Source organism: Jiella avicenniae (genome assembly GCF_021390325.1).
Lineage (GTDB): Bacteria > Pseudomonadota > Alphaproteobacteria > Rhizobiales > Rhizobiaceae > Jiella > Jiella avicenniae.
Genome location: NZ_JAJUWU010000023.1, coordinates 82491 through 101660 on the forward strand (window position 1 = coordinate 82491; position 19170 = coordinate 101660).

The 19170-nt window shown below is 68.5% G+C and carries 15 protein-coding genes; 7 read left to right on the plus strand and 8 right to left on the minus strand.

The window, feature by feature from the left end:
* The first annotated feature begins 29 nt into the window (after positions 1-29).
* Both LZD57_RS20200 and LZD57_RS20205 read left to right on the plus strand, forming a co-directional pair.
* A complete protein-coding gene (locus LZD57_RS20200; protein ID WP_233721384.1) occupies positions 30-605 on the plus strand; it encodes a DUF6101 family protein in 576 nt (191 codons plus the stop codon).
* Between the two features lie 224 nt (positions 606-829).
* Entirely contained in the window at positions 830-2539 is a 1710-nt protein-coding gene (locus LZD57_RS20205) for a caspase family protein (RefSeq protein WP_233721385.1), read from the plus strand.
* A gap of 25 nt (positions 2540-2564) precedes the next feature.
* On the opposite strand, the gene LZD57_RS20210 is transcribed toward LZD57_RS20205, so the two are convergent.
* Together LZD57_RS20210 and LZD57_RS20215 are read right to left on the minus strand one after the other, a co-directional pair.
* Complete coding sequence (locus LZD57_RS20210) at positions 2565-3425, minus strand: GNAT family N-acetyltransferase (RefSeq protein ID WP_233721386.1); 861 nt, start codon at positions 3423-3425, stop codon at positions 2565-2567.
* A gap of 2 nt (positions 3426-3427) precedes the next feature.
* Positions 3428-4237: a polysaccharide deacetylase family protein gene (locus LZD57_RS20215; protein WP_233721387.1), complete on the minus strand. Its 810-nt coding sequence runs from the start codon at positions 4235-4237 to the stop codon at positions 3428-3430.
* 340 nt (positions 4238-4577) lie between these two features.
* Here LZD57_RS20215 and LZD57_RS20220 point away from each other — a divergent pair, with 340 nt between their 5' ends.
* The 5 genes from LZD57_RS20220 to LZD57_RS20240 all read left to right on the plus strand — a co-directional run bounded on the left by LZD57_RS20220 (position 4578) and on the right by LZD57_RS20240 (position 11806).
* Positions 4578-4760, plus strand: a complete 183-nt coding sequence (locus LZD57_RS20220) for a hypothetical protein (protein ID WP_233721388.1) — start codon at positions 4578-4580, stop codon at positions 4758-4760.
* A 337-nt stretch (positions 4761-5097) separates the two neighbouring features.
* The gene (locus LZD57_RS20225) at positions 5098-6819 is read left to right on the plus strand and encodes an ATP-binding response regulator (RefSeq protein WP_233721389.1); all 1722 of its coding nucleotides are present in this window, start codon (positions 5098-5100) and stop codon (positions 6817-6819) included.
* A 1-nt stretch (position 6820) separates the two neighbouring features.
* Positions 6821-7537: a response regulator gene (locus tag LZD57_RS20230; RefSeq protein ID WP_420844840.1), complete on the plus strand. Its 717-nt coding sequence runs from the start codon at positions 6821-6823 to the stop codon at positions 7535-7537.
* A 214-nt stretch (positions 7538-7751) separates the two neighbouring features.
* Positions 7752-10220: a sensor histidine kinase gene (locus tag LZD57_RS20235; RefSeq protein WP_233721391.1), complete on the plus strand. Its 2469-nt coding sequence runs from the start codon at positions 7752-7754 to the stop codon at positions 10218-10220.
* The gene (locus LZD57_RS20240; protein WP_233721392.1) at positions 10217-11806 is read left to right on the plus strand and encodes an ABC transporter substrate-binding protein; all 1590 of its coding nucleotides are present in this window, start codon (positions 10217-10219) and stop codon (positions 11804-11806) included. Before LZD57_RS20235 ends, LZD57_RS20240 begins: the two co-directional genes overlap by 4 nt.
* A gap of 53 nt (positions 11807-11859) precedes the next feature.
* On the opposite strand, the gene LZD57_RS20245 is transcribed toward LZD57_RS20240, so the two are convergent.
* The 6 genes from LZD57_RS20245 to LZD57_RS20270 all read right to left on the minus strand — a co-directional run bounded on the left by LZD57_RS20245 (position 11860) and on the right by LZD57_RS20270 (position 19163).
* The gene (locus LZD57_RS20245) at positions 11860-12846 is read right to left on the minus strand and encodes a type II secretion system F family protein (protein ID WP_233721393.1); all 987 of its coding nucleotides are present in this window, start codon (positions 12844-12846) and stop codon (positions 11860-11862) included.
* Positions 12847-13010: 164 nt separating this feature from the next.
* Positions 13011-14018, minus strand: a complete 1008-nt coding sequence (locus LZD57_RS20250; protein WP_233721394.1) for a type II secretion system F family protein — start codon at positions 14016-14018, stop codon at positions 13011-13013.
* 3 nt (positions 14019-14021) lie between these two features.
* Positions 14022-15506, minus strand: a complete 1485-nt coding sequence (locus tag LZD57_RS20255) for a TadA family conjugal transfer-associated ATPase (protein ID WP_233721395.1) — start codon at positions 15504-15506, stop codon at positions 14022-14024.
* 18 nt (positions 15507-15524) lie between these two features.
* Positions 15525-16787: a CpaE/TadZ family protein gene (locus LZD57_RS20260; protein WP_233721396.1), complete on the minus strand. Its 1263-nt coding sequence runs from the start codon at positions 16785-16787 to the stop codon at positions 15525-15527.
* Positions 16788-16801: 14 nt separating this feature from the next.
* Positions 16802-17479 (minus strand): CpaD family pilus assembly protein, encoded by a 678-nt coding sequence (locus LZD57_RS20265; protein ID WP_233721397.1) that lies wholly within the window; start codon positions 17477-17479, stop codon positions 16802-16804.
* A gap of 82 nt (positions 17480-17561) precedes the next feature.
* Positions 17562-19163 carry a type II and III secretion system protein family protein gene (locus tag LZD57_RS20270; RefSeq protein WP_233721398.1) on the minus strand — a complete coding sequence of 534 codons (1602 nt, stop codon included), beginning with the start codon at positions 19161-19163 and terminating at the stop codon, positions 17562-17564.
* Positions 19164-19170: the final 7 nt, after the last annotated feature.

Genomic DNA, 19170 nt, shown 5'->3' on the forward strand with positions numbered 1-19170 from the left:
GCTCTCAGGAGAGACAGAAGGCGTCACCCATGACCATCGCTCAGAACGCTCAGACCTCGACACGTCCGATCTGGGCCGGCGCGCCCGTCCGGCTCGACCCGCAGAACTGCGATCTTCTCCAGAGCTTCGCGACCCTCGAAAACGGCGAAGAAGTGACCTACCGCGTCGACCGGCGCGGCGCGGTGATCCGCCGCACGCTGGAAGGGTGCGGCCTGCCGATTTCCGTCGCACTTCCGGCCCGCGCGTTTCGCGGCGTCGCCGCGAGGGCGATGGAAACCGCCGAGGGTGAAGTGACCGTGACGCTCGAACTCTATCACGACGATCCGAAGTGCACCGTGCCGCTTTTGGTGGCGAGCGACCTCTTCGACGTCGCCGCCGACTGGCGCGGCTGGTCGGATCTGTTCGGCCTGCCGATGCTGATGATCGAGGCCGACGGCAGCGTCGTCGCGCTGGAGGAGTCGGTCGGCCAGGTCCGCACCGCCCCGCCCGCCGGCCGCCGGACCGGTCCGCATCGCCAGCGCCGCCCGCGCTTCCTCGCCCGCCGCAAGCCCGGCCTCGGCATGCGCATGGTGGTCTCCGGCGAAGAGATCATCGCCCGCCGATAAGGCGCCCGACAGGCGGCGCGACGCCCTGCCTTTATTCCTTTCCGTATTTGCCGGACCTCCACGGCCTCACGCCGCCCTTTCTCGACGAAGGGGCGGCTTTTTCGTTCGGTAAGATCACTCTTTGATTGAAATTTTTTCGCTTTCATGTACCAATGCGTGTATTCCAGCCATCGGACCACCGCCGGGAGAAGACCATGCATAGAGGATCGAGTGTCTTTCGTCTGATGCTTCGGCCGATCGGCCGGCTCCTCGCCGGTGGCCGGATCGCAGTGGATGCGGCCCGGGAAGGCGGTGGCCGCGGGGCTCGCCTTTGCCGGGGTCCCGCGGCGGCGGCACTGGCCGTCGCCTTGGCGGCCGCCATCGCAGCGCCGGGCGAGGCGCGTGCCGCGGCGCCGGAAAAGCGCGTGGCGCTCGTCGTCGGCAACAGCGCCTATCGGAACACGTCGATGCTGGAGAACCCCTCGCGCGACGCCCGCGCCGTGGCCGAGAAGCTGCAGAAGCTCGGCTTCGAAGTCATCGAGGGCTACGATCTCGACAAACCGCAGATGGACCAGAAGATCCATGCCTTCGCCAAGCAGGTGCGCGGCGCCGACATCGGCATGTTCTTCTATGCCGGCCACGGCATGCAGGTGAACGGCGAGAACTACCTCGTTCCGGTCGATGCGGTCTTCGAAGATCCGTCCGATCTCGAATTCCGGGCGGTGTCCATGGATGCCGTCACGCAGCAGATGAAATACGACGTCGCCGTGCGCGTCGTCGTTCTCGATGCCTGCCGGGACAACCCGCTGTCGCGCTCGCTGGCCCGCTCGCTTTCGGCCGTGACGCGCTCGGCCAAGGTCGCCGACGGTCTCGCCAAGATCGACATCGGCGGCGAGGGCGGCGAAGGAACGGCGATCATCTACGCCACCAGCCCGGACGAGGTCGCCTATGACGGCGACGCCTCGGCGCATTCTCCCTTCACCAAGGCCTTTCTCGAGCAGATCGAGGCGCCGGACACCGACATTCAGGTGGTGATGTCGCGGGTCACCGGCCAGGTTCTGGAATCCACCAAGAACCTGCAGCGCCCCTGGATCAACGCCTCGCTCACCGGCGAGGTCTTCCTCAACCCGCAGACGACGCGGGTCGCCTCGCTGGATCCGGCCGTCAGCTTCGCCCCGGCGGCCGAGACCGTGCCGCAGGCAGCACTCGACGTCACCGCCGCCTCCGCCAGCCGCAGCGGCGACGACGCGGGATCGCTGGCGCGCGAGACGGCGCTCTACGGCCTCGCCCGCGATTCCGGCCAGCGGGCGGACTACGAAGCCTATCTCGAAACGTTCCCGGACGGCCTGTACGCGGCGAACGCCCGCAAGCAGATCTCCCGGCTGCCCGCCCATGCCGGCGGCACCGTCGTCGCCAGCCTCGGCAACGCCGGCACGACGCCGCAACCGGGCACCTTCCAGAGCGGGGCGCTGCAGGCCGGCCTGCCCGCAGCCGTGCCCGGTGGTCAGGGCCTTGCCGCGACGATTTCCGGCGAGGGAACCGAGGTGATCCTCGGTCTCGACAGGACGCGGCGCAAGGAGGTCCAGCTGCGGTTGAATCTCGCCGGCTTTGACACCGGCACGCCCGACGGCGTCTTCGGGCCGAACACCCGCAACGCCATCATCGCCTGGCAGACCGCCCGCAACGCCCATGTGAGCGGCTATCTCAACCGCCCGCAATACGAGCTCCTGGTCGCCCAGACCCAGGCCGCGCTGGCCGCCTACACGCCGCCCGCTCCGCCGAAGGCGCGGACGATCGCGCCGCAGCGCCAGAAAAGCTACGCCGAACCCCGCCAGCGCGCGAAGCCGCGCGTCGTGCGCCGCGTCTCGCCGCGCCGCAGCGGCGGCGACCCGGCGGCGGCGGCCTTCTTCGGCGGTCTCGTCGGCGGGGTGATCGGCGGCGCGATCGGCCGCTGAGGGCAGGCCCGAGAGACGGGGCCCGTCACGGCAGCTTCTGATCGAGCAGCAGCACTTCCGAATAGAGATGCCCGACGTCCCGCCGCGCGACGTCGGGCGAGCGATACCAGCGCGGCAGCGGGATCGTCTCGACCGCGCCGGGATCGTCGCCGTCGTTCATCATTCGCCGGTCGATCGCCAGCACCGCCGTCTCGCCGACGCAGACGAGACCGGCGATCTGCGCGGCATGCGCCGACAAGAAGTCGTAGTCGGACGCATGCAGCACGTCGTGATAGGCGACGCCCGCGCCCTTCAGCTTGCGCTGCCAGACCAGCCAGGTGCCCTGCCCCGCCCTGCCCTCGACGACGGCGTGGTGAATGTCGAGGCCGTGATGGTCGTCGAGCATGCGGCGCTCCTCGCCCGTCAGCCGCTCGCGGATCTCGGCCGGATCGCGGATCGGCCGCAGTTCCTCCACCGCCTCCCCCGGCCGGAACAGGCTGCGGGCCTCATCGAGGATCGAAAACCCCAACGCCCGGATCTTGCGTCCCGTCGCCCGGCGGGCCGTCATCGTCTGATAGGTGACGCCGGGCTTCGCCATGCCGGCCCGCAGCAGTTCGTCGCCGATCCCCGTGCCGCGATAGGCCGCGGCGAGATACCAGGAGGAGAGGTCGCAGAACCGGCGCGTTCCCTTCGCCGTCGGCCGGTCCGAATAGATCGTCCCCATGAAGCCGACGACCGCGCCTTCGTCCTCGACCAGCCAGCCGCGTTCGACCTCGGGCGGGCGCCAGGGATAGTCGAGCAGGGCCCGCCACGTCCCGGCGGAGATGCGGGCGTTCATCCGCTCGTGGAGGAAGGCGGCGACGGGATCGACGTCCGCCGCCCCGGCCGGCCGCACCCGCGCCGTCATCGTCAGCGCACCGGCGTTTCGGCGAGAAGCGTCGTGACCGGCAGGAAGCGGATCGCCGGATGCGAGCCGAGCCGGCCGAGCAGGCGCTCGAGAAACGACCACGTCGCCTCGTCATGGGCGAGATGGTGGGTGAGGATGCCGAAGGGCTCGGCCGGATCGGTGCGGCCGAGCCGCCGGTCCTCCAGCCTTTCGGCGAACAGCCGGATCAGCTTGTCCGCCCCGGCGAAGGCCGGACCGCTTTTCCAGGTGAGAAGATCGAGATGGGCGTTGATCGCCGCACAGCGCGGCGGCAGGACGAGCGGCCCCTCGTCGGTGGAGCCCTCGCCGCCTTGGCCCCCGAAAGAGCGCGGGCCGAAGCTCGACAGGCCGAAATAGCCCTGCTGCTGCAGACCGGCGGCGACCGCCGGGTCGATCCGGTTCCAGGGCGGCACGAGGATCGGCAGGAAGCTCGCGCCGAACTCGCCCATCAGGATGCGCATGCCCTCGCCGAGCTCGGCCAGCACCGCCTTCGCCGGCCGGTCGCCGCCGCATTCGACGGCCCGCCGTCCGGGCGCTGCGTGGTTCACATGGGCATAGCCGTGCTGCAGCACGGTGACGCCGGGGGCCGAAAGGGCGCCGACGAGGCCGGGCTCGATCCTCGCCGGCACGGCGGCTATCGCCAGCGGCAGGCGGTGACGCCGCGCCATCGCGACGAGACGCGTCAGTGCCGGCGTCGCCGTCGCCGCGTCGTCGTCCCGCCACCACACAGGGACGGCGCGGCCCTCGGCCGTCCATCGATCCAGTTCCTGGTCGAGTTGGTCGAATGTCTGCATCGTCCCGATCCAGCTCCCGTCGCCTGAAATCCGCGCCGACCTTACCGGCTCCCGCGTCCGTCCCTTCGGCGATCCCCGCCGTCCCGCGCGAATCGCTCCGGCGCTTCCATTAGCAGATCGTCGGATGCCGGACCCCGGCTTCGACCACCAGATCGGACGCGACGGCGGCCGGACGAGAAAGCCCTCGTCCCCGGCAAGCCCCGCAACACGGCGTCCGCAACGCTCTCCTCATCCGGATCCTGCCATGACCCCGCCCGTCGTCCCCTTTTCGGACCATTCCACGATGCAGCCGGCCTTGCCGGCAAAGGCTTCGCGCCCCGGCCCCTCGCGCCTTGCGCGATTGATCGGCCTCGTCGAGGGAAAGCGACGCGCACGCCTGCAGCCGGCAGAGACGATGAGCCGCGGTCTGCGCGCCGATCTCGGCCTCGGGCCGACCCAGCGTCTCGTCGAGCGTCCGATGCTGGCCGCCGAACATGAACGGTTGCAGGCGGTGATGGCAAGCCAATTCGCGTCACGCCGCTGACGGGGCCGCGACCGGCGCCCCGTGGACGCGCGTCGCGCAACCGACCGGCCGTGACGTTCGACCGCCCCGACGATTTCGGCGCCGGCCGCCCGAAAGCGACGCGCGGCCATGCGGAGCTTTCCGCCGACCGGCGCCGGCCTGGCCTCGTCTGCACGGGCTCCGACCTTCCTATCGCATCGGGCTCGAAGGCCTGCGCCGAGCGACCGGCACGAATTTTCCCGTTCGCATCTGCTGGCCCGAGACCTTACGCTCGGTTATGATGATCTCAAAACGATGCTTTTCCGACCGATGACCCTTGCCCACGACGCCGAGAACGCTCGAGACGACCGACGAAGCCATGCCGAGTGATTTTCTGGAATTTGCCGAGCCCGAGGCGGATCGCGCCCAGTCGGGCAACAAGACCGGCTGGAAACTCGCGGTGATCGACGACGACGAGGCCGTGCACGAAGGGACGCGCTTCGCGCTGCGCCACTTCGCCATCCACGGCTACGGTCTCGAACTCATCGGCGCCCATTCCGCCGCGCAAGGGTTCGAACTCCTGAAGGCCAATCCCGACACCGCCGTCGTGCTTCTCGACGTGGTGATGGAGACCGAGGACGCCGGGCTGAAGCTCGCCAAGGCGATCCGCGAGGAGCTGAAGAACGAGCTCATCCGCATCATCCTGAGGACCGGCCAGCCAGGCCAGGCGCCCGAGCGGCAGGTCGTCGTCGACTACGACATCAACGACTACAAGGCCAAGACCGAGCTGACCGCCGACAAGCTGTTCACGACGCTCACCGCCGCGTTCCGCAGCTACGACCATCTGAAGCGTCTCGACGACACCCGCATCGGCCTCGAAATGATCGTCGGCGCCTCCGCCTCGCTGTTCGACGACCGGTCGCTGAAGACGCTGGCCCAAGGCGTTCTCATCCAGATCAGCGCGCTCCTGGAAATCGAGACCGACGGCATCCTGATCATGCGCGAGGCCTGCGGGGCGAGCCCGCTGGTGCTCGCCGGCCTCGGCAAGTTCGAGACCGACGGCGAGAACGGCATCGACAGGAGCGAACTGTTCGCGAAAGCCGCCGCCGCGGGCAGGCCGGTCCGCAGCGACGGGTTGGTCTGCCTGTTCGTCAAGACCGGCAGCGGGGCGGAGATCCTGGTGGCGCTGGCGACGGAGGACGATCTCACCGAGACCCAGGCCTCTCTCGTCTCGGTCTTTTCCGCCAAGCTCGCCATCGCTTTCGACAATGCCCGGCTCTACGACGAGCTGCGCCTCGCCAACGAGGAGCTGGAGGAACGGGTGGCGCGGCGGACGCGGGAACTCGCCAGCGCCAACGAGCGGCTGGAGGCGCAAGGAGCGCTTTTGAAACGCGTCAACGCGTTCAAGAACGAGATCCTCGGCACCATCGCCCACGACCTGAAGAACCCCATCGCGGTCATTCTCGGGCGCAGCGAGATGCTGACGAACCTCAACGAGAGCCTCGACGAGCCGCTTCGCGAGCGCTTCGCCAAGCAGGTCGGCCACATCCGCGCCTCCGCCGAGCGGATGACCCGGATCGTCGACATGTCGATCGCCGACGCTCTCGCCGATGCCCTCGACATCTCGGTGGAGCGGCGCCCCGTCGACCTAGCGGCGATCGCCGCGACCACGGCCGAACTCAGCCGCACGCTCGCCGAACGCAAGGAACAGCGGCTCGCCGTCTCGACGGAGGGTCCGCTCGCCGTCGAAGGCGATCCCGACCGGCTGGCCGAGGCGATCGACAATCTCGTCAGCAACGCCCTGAAATACACCCCCCTCGGCGGCGAGATCCGGGTGGAGGCGGCGCGCCTCGACGGCAAGGCGCGGGTGACCGTCGCCGATTCCGGCCCCGGCCTCAACAGCCAGGACACGGCCCGCCTGTTCGGCCGGTTCCAGCGGCTCTCGGCCCAGCCGACGGCCGGCGAAAGCTCGACCGGGCTCGGGCTGTCGATCGTTTCGAAGATCGTCGAGCTGCACCAGGGCGAAATCGTCGTCGAGGAGAAGGGTCCGCTCGGTGGCGCTTCCTTCTCGATCCTGATCCCGCTGTTGGAGACGCGTTAGAGTGATGGTCGAACCACGGATTTTCGTCGTCGACGACGAGCCGGAAACGCGCGAACTGATCGGCGACTACCTGGCCATGAACGGCTGCTGCGTCCGGATGCTCGAAGGCGGCGCGGCGATGCGCCGGCAGATGGAGACGGAGCGGCCCGATCTCATCGTCCTCGATCTCAACATGCCCGGCGAGGACGGGCTGTCGATCGTCCGCAGCCTGAAGGGCGAGACCGACGTGCCGGTGATCATGCTGACCGCGACGGCGAGTCTCGTCGACCGGGTGGTCGGGCTCGAACTCGGCGCCGACGACTATCTCGCCAAGCCCTGCGAACTGCGCGAGCTTCTGGCCCGCATCCGCTCGGTGCTGAGGCGCGCCCGTGGGCAGGGGGCAGGCTCAGCCGACGAGCCGACGCACGAGCGCCGCGAGGTGCGCTTCGGCACCAAGTGGCTCGATCTCGACGCCCAGTCGCTGCGCGACGAGGACGGCGACGAGCAACCCCTGGTCCACAGCGAATTCTCGCTTCTGAAGGCCTTCGTCGAAAATCCCCGCCGCGTCCTGTCGCGCGAGCGGCTTCTCGATCTCGCCAGTGCAAGGGACTCCGAACCCTTCGACCGGGCGGTCGACGTCAGGATCACCCGCATCCGCAAGAAGATCGAGCCCGACCCGGCCCGACCGACGGTGATCCGCACCGTGCGCGGCGTCGGCTACATGTTCTCGCCCGACTGAGGCCACCTCCCGCCGCCACCTTGTCGCCACGATCCGCCATTTCGACGAAATGCGCGCGAAACACAGATGACATAAGAGCCCGAAGGCGTTCCGGCCCATGCGATCGGCCGGGCTGCGCGTCGTTCGGATTTGAAGGTCGCGGCGTATTCGGTAGGATGAAGCGGTATCGTTTTCACGCGGCACGGCGGACGGCGCCGGCGGGTGCGGCGCTCCGATGGTGATGGCGGACCATGCGCTGGCGGGCCCGACGGCGTCCCGGCCATCGACCTTCGTCGCGTCTTCTCGAAAGGGCGGCGGCATCTTCCGGCTCTCGATCACGCGCAGGGTCTTCCTCGTCGGCGCGATGCCGATCGTGCTGGCCGTCGCCTTCGGCCTTGCCGCCATGCTCCTCGTCGATCGTGCCGACCAGGCCCGTCGTGACGCGCTGGTCGTCTCGACGGTGTTTCGCAACGTCGTCTCGGCGATGAGCGCCCGCGACGATTTCGTGACCGCAGCGCCCCTCGATCGCAACACCCATCTCGGCGCCTTCATGGCGAGCCTCGTCGCCGCGACGACGGGCCTCTCCGAAATGGCAGACAGCACGACCGATCCCGACGATGCCGACGCGATCACCGCGACGATCGGTTCGCTCGAGCGGTTCCGGCGGGCGATGGGCGAATTGCAGATCGCCATCGAGGAGAACGACCTGCGCGCCCGGGCCATGGATACCCGCCTCGACAGGCTGACGACGCTCGCCGAGGAGGCGCGCAGCCGCCAGCACGCCGCCAGCGTCGGCGTCGTGTCGCAGCTTCGCCAGCGCAACGGCGCGATGGCCGAGGCGGTCGATCTGTCCCGCGCGACGGTCCTGATGCGCCAGACGGTGGTCCAGGCTTGGATGCGGCGGGTGGACGATGCCGCGCCGGGCGCCGAGGCCGCACCGGGTCGGCCGGACGCGGCGACCATCCTGCCGGCGAGCGAGGACGAGCTCCTCGACACGCGTCTTTCGAACGCCGCCGAGGTCCTGCGCGCCGCTCTCGGCGCGGCCGACCGCAGCGACAAGCTGGACGAGTTCGACGGCGAGTTCGAAGCATTTCGTTCCGGCGGATCGCCCGACGCGCTGCTGGCCTTTCTCGATCGCGGCCTGAAGGTCGACGGCAGCGCCGTTCGGGCCTCGCAGGAGGCGTTTTCGGGCCTTCTCGACGAAGCGCTCGCCGCCCAGGCCTCCGGGCAGGGCGCGCAGAACGTCGCCGTCGAGACCATCCGGCTCGGCGAGACCACCCGCGAGGCGATGCATCGCCGCGACAGCGAGGCCGTCGGCGACATGATCGCCCGCAATGCCAGCCTGCGCGAGGCGATCGCCGCGCTGCCGATCTCGCCTCTCGTCCAGTCCGAGATGCTGGACACCCTGGATTCCTGGCGCCGGGAGCTGATCGCCTCGCGCGACGGGCTCACCGCCCAGAACGCCATCCTGCGGCGCATGGCGATCGCCTCGGCCGGCATCGTCTTCGAGGTCTCCAACCTCAACGCCTCGCTCTCCAGGAACGCCGACGCGACCGGCGCGGCGGCGCGGCGCATCCTGATCGTCAGCGCCGGCTTCTGCCTCCTGGTGGCGATGGCCTTCGGTCTCGCCGTCGCCCGCTCGATCACCCGGCCGCTCAAAAGCCTCGAGAAGGGCATGCTGGACCGCGCCGCCGATCCCGCCCTGGGGCCCCTGGCCGAATCCGAGCGCGGCGACGAGGTCGGCCGGATGACCCGGGCGACCAACCATTTCCTCGCCGAACTCAACAAGCGCGAAGCCGCTCTCCACCGGGCGAAGGACGAAACCGAGCAGGCGCTCGCCGCCCTGAAGCGGACCCAGAGCGAGCTGATCCAGAGCGAGAAGCTCGCATCCCTCGGCCAGCTCGTCGCCGGCATCGCCCACGAGATCAACACGCCGCTCGGCGTCGCCCTGACCACGGCGACGGTGATGCGCGAGGAGACCGAGCGGTTCCGCCGGGCGACCGGCGAGGGCAAGGTGACCCGTCAGGCCTTCGACGACTTCATCACCCGTTGCGGCGAGGGCGCCGAACTGATCGACACCAATCTCGAACGCGCCGCCGGCCTCGTCGCCAGTTTCAAGCAGGTCGCCGCCGACCAGGCGAGCGGCGAGCGGCGCTCCTTCCGGATGGACGATTTCGTCGCCGATCTCTTCCGTAGCCTCGGACCGATGCGCAAGCGCTATCCCCACGAGGTGAGCGTCGACTGCGAGGAGGACATCGCCATGTCCACCTATCCGGGCGCGCTCTCCCAGGTCCTCACCAATCTTCTGACCAACGGCTACGCCCATGCCTTCGCCGCGGGCGAGACCGGCCGGATCGCCGTGGTCGTCCGGCGCGACGGGCCCGACGGCGTGCGCATCGTCTTTTCCGACGATGGCCGCGGCATTCCCGCCCACGACCTAGGCAAGATCTTCGATCCGTTCTTCACCACCGGCCGGGCCTCCGGCTCGACCGGCCTCGGCCTGCACATCGTCTACAACCTCGTCACCGTGACGCTGGGCGGCACGATCGCCGCCACGAGCACCCCCGGCGACGGCACGCGCTTCGTCATCGACCTGCCGCGGGTGCGGGAAGCGCCGCGCCCGCCGGCCGAAGGCGAGCCGGCACCCGAAGCCGACGTTACGGGCGCGGCCGCGACGAGACCGACAGGAGCTGATTCCGCGTGACTACCCTTCTGCGCGCCCTCGCAGTCGCCCTCGCCGTCGTGACGGCGGCCCCGCTCGCCGAGGCCAAGACGCTGGTCTTCTGTTCCGAAGGCAAGCCGGAGACGCTGTCGCCGTCCCACGCGGCGTCGAGCGTCGCGATGGATGCGATCCGGCCGATCTTCGACACCCTCGTCGCCTTCGCCCCCGAAACGACCGACATCGTGCCTGCCCTGGCCGAAAGCTGGACGATCTCCCCGGACGGGCGCGACTACACGTTCCGCCTGCGGCCCGACGTGGCGTTCCACGCGACCGAGGACTTTACGCCGACCCGGCCGATGAACGCCGAGGACGCGGTGTTCAGCTTCGAACGTCAGATGCCCGGTTCCGCGGCGGCCGAAAAGTTCGGCGGCGCCGACTACGCCGAGTTCCGTGGCCTTCGGCTGACGCAGATCGTCGACACGGTGAAGGCGATCGACGAGCGGACGGTGAGGTTCCGGCTGAAGCGGCCGGACGCCGCTTTCCTCGCCGACCTCGCCATGCCGGTCAACGCGATCCAGTCGTTCGAATACGCCTTCCGGATGGGCCAGCTCGGCACGCTCGAACGTTTCGACCGCCAGCCGATCGGCACCGGGCCGTTCCGGCTGGCCGACCGCAGCGACATCGCGATCCGCTACCAGGCCTTCGACCGCCACTGGCGCGGCCGGCCGAAGATCGACACGCTGGTGTTCTCGTTCACGCCGACCGCATCCTCGCGGCTGCAGAAGCTGAAAAGCGGCGAATGCCACGTCGCCGCCTCGCCCGATCCCGTCGACGCGGCGGCGATCGAGGCCGATCCCCGGCTGAGGCTCTCGGCGACCCCCGGCCTGACCATCGGCTATCTCGCCTTCAACACCGCCCGCGAGCCCTTCGACGACGTGCGCGTCCGCCGCGCCATCAACATGGCGATCGACCGCGAGGCCATCCTGTCGGCGATCTATCCCGGCACGGCGAGCCTCGCCGCCGGCCCCCTGCCGGTGGCTTCATGGGCGAGCGACGACACGATCGAGCCCTACCGCTACGACCCGCAGGAGGCCCGCCGACTGCTGCTCGAAGCCGGGGTGACCTCCGGACTGAAGATCGATCTGTGGTATCCGCCGGACAGCCGGACCTACAATCCCGACGCCAAGCGGATGGCCCACATGATCGCGGCCGATCTCGAACCGCTCGGGATCATGGTGGAGGAGAATTCCGCTCCCTGGGAGAGCTACTGGCGGAAGCTGATGAACGGCGAGACCACGCTGGCGCTGGCCGGATGGATCGGCGACAATGGCGATCCGGACGATTTCATGGACACGCTTCTGTCCTGCACGGCGGCCGAGCGCGGCACCAACATCGCCCGCTGGTGCGACGAGCGCTACGACGCGCTGGTCGGCGAGGCCAGCCGGACGAGCGAGCGATCGCAGCGCGCGGCGCTCTACGGGAAGGCACAGAGGATCTTCCACGACGCCGCCCCCTGGGTGCCGATCGCCAGCGCCGAGATGCTCTCGGCGACCAGGGCCGAGGTGAAGAGCTTCGTGACCAGCCCGCTCGGCTTCCACGACTTCGCGGCGGTCGACCTCGCCGACTGATCCGAAAACCGGGACGGCACTCGCGAAACGTCGAAACGGCTTGCGGCGCCCGATCAGTCGAGGCCGAGAAGCCGGATCACGGCCGGGCCGAGAATGACGACGAAGAGCACCGGCAGGAAGAAGACGATCATCGGCACGGTCAGCTTCGGCGGCAGAGCGGCGGCCTTCTTCTCCGCCGTGTTCATCCGCAGGTCGCGGTTTTCCTGGGACATGACGCGCAAAGCCTGGCCGAGAGGCGTGCCGTATCGCTCCGCCTGGATCAGTGCGGTGGCGACCGACTTGACGCCTTCCAGCCCGGTGCGCGCCACGAGGTTCTCATAGGCGGTCCTGCGGTCGGGCAGGAAGGAGAGTTCGGCGGTCAGGAGGATGAGTTCCTCGGCGAGCGGAATCGACTGGATGCCGATCTCCTCGGCGACCCGGCGAAAGGCCGCCTCGATCGAATTGCCCGATTCGACGCAGATGAGCAGAAGGTCGAGCGCGTCCGGCCAGGCCCGTCCGATCGACTGGCGGCGCTTGGTCGCGGTGTTCTTGACGAGGATCACCGGGATGTAGAAGCCGAAATAGGCGGCGACCAGAACGATCAGGATGCGGGCCGCCACCGGCCAGCCATCGAGAAGGCCGAGCCCGAAGATGTAGAAGGCGGCGACGGTCAGGAAGACGAGCGGCAGGGCAACCCGCGCGAACAGGAAGGTCGTGAGCGGCCGTTGGCCGCGATAGCCCGCCGCCCGCAGGTCGGCGACCGTCTTGTCGTCGACGAGCGCCTTGCGCAGGTTGAGCCGCTCGACCACCAGACCGGCGATGCCGCGATTGTCGACCTGGCGAAGACCGCGGCCGCGTTCCTTTTCCGAGGCGAGCCGCGCGCGTTCCCGGGCGCGGATCTGATCGCGCTCCAGCGCCACGGCCTTCATCCGGCCCTTCAGCTTGTTGCCGCTCATCGCCGGAAGCGCGACGGCGAGGAGCGAGGTGAAGACGCCGATCGCGACGAAGGCGGCGAGGACGATCTCGGTCGACAGGCCGACGGTTTGAAAAATCTCATCCATGATGGGCGAACCCTTTGAACGGCGTTCGGGCGAATGGTCGCGGCATGATCGCGGCGTCCCCGCGGGAGCTGCGTCCGCCGCAAGCCACCGGACGCCGCATCGGAGCCCGCGCGGCCATCGGGCTTTGCTTGTCCGGCGCCGCGAAGCTTTCGCCGGACCTCGTGTCAGAAGTCGAAATTGATCATCTTCTTCATCACAAGAACGCCGAGCAGCATCCAGAAGGCGCTGATGCCGATCAGGATCTGGCCCCAGATGTTGGTGTAGAGCAGGCTGATGTATTCGGGATTGGTCAGGGTCACGAGGACGAAGACGAGCACCGGCAGCGAGCCGATGATGCCGGCGGAGGCCTTGGCTTCCATCGACACCGCCTGGATCTTGTCGCGCATCTTCTTGCGCTCGCGCAGCACCCGCGACAGGTTGCCGAGCGCCTCCGACAGGTTGCCGCCGGCCTGGGCCTGAATGCCGATGACGATGGCGAAGAAGTTCGATTCGGAGGTGGGGATGTTGCGGTAGAGCCGCTCGACGGCCTCGCCGATCGACATGCCCATCTGCTGGCTCTCGACGATGCGGCGGAATTCCGAGCGGACCGGTTCGGAGGTCTCGGAGGAGACCATCCGCAAGGTGTCGTTCAGCGGCAGGCCGGACTTGACGCCGCGCACGATCAGGTCGATCGCGTTCGGAAACTCCTGGGTGAAGGCGGCGAAGCGCTTCTTGCGGGCCCGCGACAGGAGGTAGCGCGGCACGCCGAGCCCGGCGATCACCATGACGCCGAGGACGACGAAGAGCGGCGCCCCGAGGATCAGGCAGGCGACGCCCGCGAACACCCCGAAGCCGGCGCCGATCATCCAGAACTGACCGACGCTGATCGACCATCCGGCCTGTTCGAGCCGCCGCTTCAGCGGCACCTTGGACACGTGCTTGTCGTGCTCGCGCTGGCGGACCTCGAGGTCCTTCAGCGAACTCTGGATGGTCTTGCGGCGCTTGACCTGCTCCTGCAGCCGGTCGCGATGCGCCTTGTGGCTCTGGCGGTCGCTTTCGCTGCGCGAGACGGTGCTGCGCCGCTGCTCGATCTTCTTCTCGCGGGCGAGCGTCGGCTGGACGACGGCAAAGGCGATGCCGCCGGCCGCCACCGCCGACAAGAGCACGAAGAGGATGAGCATGCCGGTGTTCATGGCTCAGTCGTCCATGTCCAGATTGTCGACGGAACTCGCATCGAGCGCCCGGGCGAGCCGCTGCTCCTCGCCGAAATAGCGTGCCCGGTCCCAGAAGGCCGGCCGGCCGATGCCGGTGGAGCGGTGCCGGCCGATGAGCCGGCCGTTGGCGTCCTCGCCGACGATGTCGTAGACGAAGAGGTCCTGGGTGGTGATGACGTCGCCCTCCATGCCGATCACCTCGGTGATGTGGGTGATGCGGCGCGAGCCGTCGCGCAGGCGGGCCGCCTGGACGATGACGTCGACCGAGCCGGTGATGATCTCCTTCACCGTGCGGGACGGCAGCGAATAGCCGCCCATGGCGATCATCGATTCCATGCGGTTCAGGCACTCGCGCGGCGAGTTGGAGTGGATCGTGCCCATCGAACCGTCGTGGCCGGTGTTCATCGCCTGGAGGAGATCGAAGACCTCCGGGCCGCGCACCTCGCCGACGATGATCCGCTCGGGGCGCATGCGCAGGCAGTTCTTGACGAGGTCGCGCATGGTGATCTCGCCCTCGCCCTCGATGTTGGGCGGCCGGGTCTCGAGCCGGACGACGTGCGGCTGCTGCAGCTGCAGCTCGGCCGAGTCCTCGCAGGTGATGATGCGCTCGTCGGAATCGATGTAGCGGGTGAGACAGTTGAGCAGGGTCGTCTTGCCCGAGCCGGTGCCGCCGGAGATCACGACGTTGCACCGGACGCGGCCGATGATCTGCAGGATCTCGGCGCCGGCAGGCGTGATCGAGCCGAAATGGACGAGCTGGTCGAGGGTGAGCTTGTCCTTCTTGAACTTTCGGATCGTCAGCGCCGCGCCGTCGATGGCGAGCGGCGGTGCGATGACGTTGACGCGTGAGCCGTCGGGAAGGCGCGCGTCGCAGATCGGCGAGGTCTCGTCGACGCGCCGGCCGACCTGGCTGACGATGCGCTGGCAGATGTTGAGGAGCTGCTGATTGTCGCGAAAGCGGATCGAGGTCTCCTGCACCTTGCCGGCGACCTCGATGAAGGTCTGCTGCATGCCGTTGACCATGATGTCGGCGATGTCGTCGCGGGCGAGCAGCGGCTCGAGCGGCCCGTAGCCGAGCACGTCGTTGCAGATGTCGGAGAGCAGGTCCTCCTGCTCGGCGATCGACATCGCGAAGTTCTTGATCGCGATGATGTCGTTGACGATGTCGCGGATTTCCTCGCGCGCCGCCTCCTGCTCCATGCCGGCGAGCTGCGACAGGTCGATCGTGTCGATCAGCGCCGCGAAGACCTGGGCCTTGCGTTCGTAATATTCCGGCGACCGGTCGCCGACGCCGCGCTGTGAGGGCGCGGGCGCGGGCGCCGGGGCCGCAGGCCGCGGTGCGGAAGGCGCGGCGGCCGGACGGGGCGCGGCCGCCGCGGGCTGCGAGCCGGACGGTGTCGCCGCCGGCCGCGGCATGGTCGCGACGTCGCGTTGGGGCGCCTTCTCGTTTCCGCGTTTGCCGAACATGTGGGACTCCCCGGCGCCTTACGATTTCATCCGGAACCGGCCCAGGAGGCTCGGCTTCTTCGCCTTCTTCGCCTCGCCCCGCCCGGTCAGGACGTGGGCGACGTGATGGAACACCGGAACCGCGGCGTGCTTGACGTCGGTCTCGGCGATCATCCGGCCGCTGTTGGCGGCATTGCCGAAGATGGCGGGGTCGAACTGGATCTCGCCGAGCGGCTCGAGGCCGAGCGGCTCGGAGAATTCGGCCGCGGAAATCTCCGGCCGCTTCGGCATCGCCAGCTGGTTGAGGATCAGATAGGGCGGCGTGTCGTTCGGCCGCATCTTGGTCAGCGTGTCGACGAGGTTCTTGGCGTTGCGCAGATTGGCGAGGTCGGGCACCGCCGTGATCACCACCTGGTCGGCCCGCGACAGCACGGTGCGCGTCCATTCGTTCCAGGCATGGGGCACGTCGAGCAGCACCGCCGGCGCGCCGCGCTGGGCCGTCTCGATCAGCGCGTTGAAGGCGTCGCCCTCGAAATCGTAGGTGCGGTCGAGGACGGACGGGGCGGCGAGCAGCGAGAGGTGCTCGGCGCACTGGGCGAGCAGCCGGTCGAGATAGACGTCGTCGATCCGCTCGGCCGACTGCAGCGCTTCGGCCATGCCCTGCGTCGGATCCTGGTCGAAATTGATGTTGGCGGTGCCGAAGGCGAGATCGAGATCGGCCAGCACGACGTCGGTCGAGAACAGCTTGGAGATCGACCAGGCGACGTTGTGGGCGATGGTCGAGGAGCCGACCCCGCCCTTGGCGCCGACGAAGGCGATCGAACGGCCGAGCGGCTCGGCGCCCTCACCGGCGAAGAGTTCGCCGATCACCGTCATCACGTCGCCGACCGACACCGGCGCGACGAGATATTCGGAAATCCCCCGGTGGATCAGATCGCGGTAGAGCGGCACGTCGTTGTAGTGGCCGATGATGACCACCTTCGAGCCGGGGTCGCAGACATCGGCCAGGATTTCGAGTTCGGTCAGGAGATCGAGCGGCGAGAGCCGCGATTCCAGGATCACCAGATTGGGCGTCGGCGCCGTCTGGAAATGCTCGCTCGCCGCCTTGATTCCCCCCATCTGGACCTTCAGATGGGCTTTCGACATGCGCCGGTCCGCGCTGACGCGCTCGATCGGCTTGGCGACCGCCTCGGTCTCGCAGAACGCCTGGATCGAGATCCGCGGAATCGGGCGGACTTTCTCGATCTGCTGGCGATCTTCCGGCCCGAGCGGGCCGGTGTCGGCAGTGAGGGTGCTTTCCATCGACATCGTCCCCATCACCAGTCGTAATCCGACTCGGCTTCCATCGGCTCGGCGGCCGTCAATTCGCCTTTGCGGTACTTCTCGATCACATTCGTCCGGCGCTGCGCGTCCGACGGGTCCATGCCGCGGGGCCCGAGCAGGTCGCGCGGGTCGGCGATCTGGGCCGCCAGGTTCTGCTGGCTGGCACAGCCGAAATTGTAGTAGTTCTTGTTTTCGCTCGTCTCCGAGAGATCCTCCGGCCAGCGACCGCACGGCCCGGTCTGGGCGACGAGGGTCGAATAGGCGAGCCGGACCGGCGTCGGGCCGGTATCGCCGACCGCCGAATAGGGCGCGACGAGGATCTGGCTGCGGCCGATCCGGTGCTTCTGCAGCACCCGGACGACGTCGCGGGAAACCTGTTCGGCAGCGTGCTCGTTGGTCGATCCAAACGGAACGAGCACGCGGATCGAATCGACCTTGTCGGCCCGGAACCGCATCGCGAACTCCTCGACCCGGCTGCGGCTCGACAGCGTCAGCTTGGATTCGGAGGAACTGACGGGGATGTCGATCGCGGTTTCGGCCTGGGTGACGACGATCGGATGGCGGGTCCGGTAGTCGTCGGGCACCGCACCGACCTCGACGTGGTGGACGTTGGCGCAGCCGGCGAAGAGAGTGAGGGCGGCGAGCGCCAGGCCGCGGCGGGAAGATGCCAAGCGGCGGATTCTGCCGGGCCGTTCCGAAGCTCGACGCGAAAGGAGAGGATGCTGTGTCACGGTCGTACGATCCCTCGAGCGCTCACTTGTAGATGAAACCGACGGCGCCGTAGTAGCGGCCGGGCGGAAGCTGCGTGTCCATGTGGCCGTAGACCCGGTTCAGCCGGCCGAGGAAGTTGGCCGAGCCGTCGCTCGACAGGGCGAAACCGTCGTCGGGCCGGGCCAGCGCCTGCCGGGCGACCGGCCGCACGAGGTAAGGCGTGACGATCACCACGAGTTCGGTCTCGTAGCGCTGGAAATCGCGGCTGCGGAACAGCGAGCCGAGAACCGGCAGCTTGGCGAGACCGGGCAGCCCCGAAACCACCTGGCGCACCTCGTCGCGGACGAGGCCGGCGATGACCAGCGAGCCGCCGGACGGCATCTCGACGGTGGTGTCGGCGAGCCGCTTCCTGAGGCCGATGGTGTTGACGGCGGGGGCGTAGCCGCGGGGAATGCTGAACGGGGTCTCGAAGGTCGGCTCGGAGACGCTGGTGCGGATCTTCAGATTGATGCGACCGGCCGAAAGGACGACGGGCGTGAAGTCGAGGCCGATGCCGTAGTCGATGTCCTTGTGATTGTAGGTCACCGTCGCCGGATCGATGTCGTAGCCGACGATGTTGCCGGCCGCGTTGAGGATCGGCGTGCGTTTCTCCGCCTGTTCGGTCTTGCCGTCGCTGACGGTGAATTCGCCGCCGACCTTGAAGCTCGCCTTTTCGCCGGAAATTGCCGTCAGGCTCGGCTCGGCGAGCGTGCGCATCACGCCGGCCTGATCGAGGGCCGAGAGTTCGGAATCGATCGAGGTGGTGCCGATCGTGCCGTTGGCGAAGCCGCCGCTGCCCGACAGGGCCTTGCCGAGACCGAAGGGATTGTCGCTGACGACGCCGAAGGTCATCCCGTCGATGGCCGAGGAGAGAGAGCCGTTGAGCCCGAGCTGCTTGACGATCGAGCGCTGCACTTCGGCGACGGTGACCTTGAGCGTCACCTGGTCCTCGCCGGCGATCTGCAGGAGATTGACGATCTGGCTCTTGCGCCGGTCTTCCTGGGCGAAGGCGACGTCGGCGCCGCTGCCCTCGCCGGTGCCGGTCGCGGCGGCCGACTGGATGTACTGGCCGGTGGTGCCCTCGCCGCCGGTGACGAAGAGGTTGGCCAGGCGCTCGACCCTGGCGGCGTCCTGCGGCGTGGCGACCTGACCCGTCAGGACGACGTTGTCGTTGATCATCTCGACGTTGACGTTGGAATCCGGCACGTATTTGCGGATCGAGGCTTCCAGCCCGGTGATGTCGCGCTCGATCTGGATGTCGATCGCGGCGATCTGCCGGCCCCGAGCGTCGAAGACGACGACGTTCGTCTGACCGATCTGCTTGCCGAAGACGTAGATTCGCCGGGCGTCCCGAGTCACCGCGTCGGCGACCGCCGGATTGGCGACGAGAATGTCGTGGGCGTCCGCCGAAAGGACGATGACCTTCGACTTGTTGAGCCCGAGCTTGATCGTCTGCTCGGCCCGGCTGACGTTGACGACGGCCTGTTCGGCGGCGGCTGGCGTGACGGGGAGGACGGGGGCGAAACCGGTCGAGGCGGCGGCGAGGCCGACGACGGCATTGCGAAGGGCGTTCTTGAGGGCGGGCAATCTGAAAAGGGTCGGCATCTGTCTC